Genomic DNA, 2,716 nt, shown 5'->3' with positions numbered 1-2,716 from the left:
TGGAAAATTTGTTAAATTTACTAAATGATTCTAGCGCTGATACTGATAGCAAGATCAGAGAAAATTTATTAGATATAGTAAAAGCTTGTCTTTGATTAAACCAGAGCATTACCCAGCTCTCTACTATACCAAAGGGAACAGGGAACAGGGAGTAGTGAGTAGGGAGTAGGGAACAGGGAACAAAATTCTCACAATTCATTTAGGATTGCTATACCATCACTGTTGCTTCAATGCTCCCTTGCTACAAGTTACAGGTAAATCAAAGGGTCTCTGGCTCACATCAGCCTTGATCAGCTCAGTTATTGACAAAAGTCATAACTGGGGGTATAGAGTTAAGCAGAAAATTGGGGAAAAAGGGATTGACCGTAGGTCACGCTACGCGATGCTCCTTTGGAGCCGCTACGCGATCGCATTCGGCCAATCCCCTGTCCCACTTACCTTCATGTAGGGTGGGCAGTGCAGCAGACCGATTCACCAACCTAGTCATAGCCTTGCTAAGCACTGCCCACCAAACCATTAATCACAATGGTCCGAGATCTAGGGTGGGCAGTGCAGCAGACCGATTCACCAAGCTGGCCATAGCCAAAGTAAGCACTGCCCACCAAACCATTAATCACAATGGTCCGAGATCTAGGGTGGGCAGTGCAGTAGACCGATTCACCAACCTAGCCATAGGCTTGAGTTTGCACTGCCCACCAAACGATTAATCACAATGCTCCGAGATCTCAGTTAAACGGAGAGGAAAAACAGGGGAAAGACGCGCTAGATCAAAGAGATTTTAACTAGTCAGTTGTTTCCGAGACGGTGTACTAAGTAGTCCCAGAGAAAAAAAGAGATGTTTGTAAAGGATTATTTCACGCCTCGCAGGTTGACATATTCAACCTTATGTCCGTTGCGCTGTCCTCGAGCCTCAAGTCCTACACTCACGTGGTACGCTAATTCCGACTCCGATTCAAACATCTGACCAACCAATTGATCGCGCTTAAGATGCTCCCACTCCAACTCAATGGGGTTCATTTCGGAACAGTAAGGTGGCAAAAAGAACAAGTAAAGTCCCATCGCTTCCCATTGGGGAAGTTTCTGCTTCACAGCTTTACTTGTATGAATCGAGCCGTTATCGAGGGTGATAACACGGATTCGACCCGTGCGTTCGTAAATTGCACCAGCCACTTGGGCTTGTTCGTGCATCAGTTTGATGAAGTCTTCGCTTTTCCAACTCCCCAACACCAAACTACACACAAATGTCACCAACGGTTGCCACAGACCCAAAAGGCTCAATCGTTTCCCCCGTTTTTTCGTCTGTTCTTGCCGCTTCTGCTCTCCTTTAAAGTAATAGCTGTAGCTGGCGGCACTCCACAAACAGCATCCCGATTCGTCGGCGTAAAGCAAATCAATCTCTCCGGCAGCAGCCGCTAGTTCAAGCATTTCCAGGTCGTTCTGCTTAGCCAGCCGCTTCTGTGGATCTTGCCGTTTTTGATGACTCACTCGCGTCCGCTTCCAAATCACCCCCTTTTTTTGAGGATCTGACGTAGATACTCAGGACTGAGGTCAACTTGTCGTTCCCAACAGAGTTTTTCGGCCAGTTGTAAGCTGTTGTAGGTTCTCGGGTCAATTCTTAGACAGTCTTCTAGGTATTCGATGTCGGCTTCCGTCCATCTTCTTTGTCGCCCTCGTCCTGATGCCTCCCATAGTCATGCCCTACCTTTTGTTTTCCAGGCGTTTAGTGTCTTCCTAACCGTTTTAGCAGTCGAGTGCAGGTGAGTGGCGATCTGTTCAACATACCAACCTTGATGACTTAAACGAACTGCTTGTGCTCGATCTTTGACTCGTTGACTTACGGTGGTAGCCCTCCTCAACTCCCAGAGTGTTCTTTCTTCTTCTTGGGTGAGAAACACTCTCAGTCTGGCTCCCATACCTCTGACTCCTTTCTAGGGCAACACTTTATAATTTGTAACATACCTCCTTTTTTCTTGCACGACCTACTTAGTCGTTATACAAAGATCAGATCCCCTTGGCTATAGCCATCAGGAACTATAGCAATAATGTCAATGTTCAAACTAGCCGGCATGGGAACAAGCTTCAAACTATCCGCTACGCTCATACCTCCAGCAATATTATTAGCAATCTGTTCCACTGAACCAATATTTGTCAAATCAGAAGGAGACAAGCCTGGAGTGATAGCAATAAAGTTTTTTAACAAGACATAGTTGCTGCCTTTGTGGAGTTGAATTGTATCTATACCAGATTCGAACTTCTCAATTAGAGCAAAGTCATTGAGACCATAAGTTCCTCCCCCCCGACATAGTAAGGATTGTTCTTATCTCCAATCACGAATGTATCTTTACCAGCTCCTCCGTTTAACCTATCAGTTTCATTCATACCTGGATTGTTACTGGTGGGATCTACACCTATGAGGGTGTCATTACCAGAGCCCTCAAATATAAAGTCATTACCTAAGCCGCCAATCACAATGTCGTTACCTGAGCCGCCAGACAGAAAGTCATTACCTGAGCCACCTAACACAGAGTCTAGGAAAGGGATGATTGAGCTCAGCGATGGTTTTGTCGTCTTGCCTAACAGCATTAGCGATGCAGCGCGGTCTTGGGGGTTTCCCCCACTCGCGCTTTGCATCAAGACAGGGAGCAGACCTATTTGTGAACACCATCGAGCTGTCAATCACCCCTTGGCTTAACGACTGCCATTAGATTAGCGATCG

Annotated in this window: 4 protein-coding genes and 1 pseudogene; 1 reads left to right on the top strand and 4 read right to left on the bottom strand. The window is 46.3% G+C overall.

Annotation, left to right across the window (positions count from 1 at the left end):
* The coding region (locus F6K53_RS36815; RefSeq protein WP_293084486.1) for a hypothetical protein at positions 1-199 on the bottom strand (199 nt) is incomplete at its 3' end.
* A 145-nt stretch (positions 200-344) separates the two neighbouring features.
* On the opposite strand from F6K53_RS36815, the gene F6K53_RS36810 reads away from it, so the two are divergent.
* Positions 345-707: a hypothetical protein gene (locus tag F6K53_RS36810; RefSeq protein ID WP_293084483.1), complete on the top strand. Its 363-nt coding sequence runs from the start codon at positions 345-347 to the stop codon at positions 705-707.
* 142 nt (positions 708-849) lie between these two features.
* Here F6K53_RS36810 and F6K53_RS36805 read toward each other — a convergent pair.
* From F6K53_RS36805 to F6K53_RS36795, 3 genes and pseudogenes are all read right to left on the bottom strand, one after another.
* Positions 850-1,913 (bottom strand): annotated as a pseudogene (locus F6K53_RS36805) (IS630 family transposase).
* Positions 1,914-1,990: 77 nt separating this feature from the next.
* A complete protein-coding gene (locus F6K53_RS36800; RefSeq protein ID WP_075901406.1) occupies positions 1,991-2,200 on the bottom strand; it encodes a hypothetical protein in 210 nt (69 codons plus the stop codon).
* Positions 2,201-2,259: 59 nt separating this feature from the next.
* Positions 2,260-2,631: a hypothetical protein gene (locus F6K53_RS36795; protein ID WP_293084481.1), complete on the bottom strand. Its 372-nt coding sequence runs from the start codon at positions 2,629-2,631 to the stop codon at positions 2,260-2,262.
* Positions 2,632-2,716: the final 85 nt, after the last annotated feature.

It is taken from the genome of Moorena sp. SIO4A1, assembly GCF_010672065.1.
Taxonomy (GTDB): domain Bacteria; phylum Cyanobacteriota; class Cyanobacteriia; order Cyanobacteriales; family Coleofasciculaceae; genus Moorena.
The sequence above is the reverse complement of the archived record's forward strand: the minus strand, read 5'-3'. Positions and strand labels throughout refer to the sequence as shown.

Excerpts from the sequence above, each read along its gene's own strand:
- F6K53_RS36795 (WP_293084481.1), bottom strand. The coding sequence starts at position 2,631 with ATGCAAAGCGCGAGTGGGGGAAACCCCCAAGACCGCGCTGCATCGCTA.